The organism is Peribacillus sp. SIMBA_075 (assembly GCF_046534585.1).
Genome location: NZ_JAWRYN010001141.1, coordinates 1 through 252 on the forward strand (window position 1 = coordinate 1; position 252 = coordinate 252).

Annotated in this window: 1 pseudogene; it reads right to left on the reverse strand. The window is 37.3% G+C overall.

The features are described from left to right. Positions 1-192: pseudogene (gene phnA / locus SB775_RS31875) on the reverse strand (alkylphosphonate utilization operon protein PhnA); the annotation flags it as partial. Between the last annotated feature and the right edge of the window lie 60 nt (positions 193-252).

Genomic DNA, 252 nt, shown 5'->3' on the forward strand with positions numbered 1-252 from the left:
TTTAATTACAGTAACAGCATCGCCATCTTGAAGAACGTTTCCGTTCGCATCTTTTACAACTTTTGCACCATCATTACTTTCAGCTTCCGCTTCTTGACCCCACTCATGGGCACATTCTGGACATACGAAAAGAGCGCCATCCTCATACGTATATTCTGAATTACATTTTGGACAATTTGGTAAAGTAGCCATAAATTCATTTCCTCCGTTCATTATTTATACGTAAAAATCAAATCGAATTTTTACATGTCG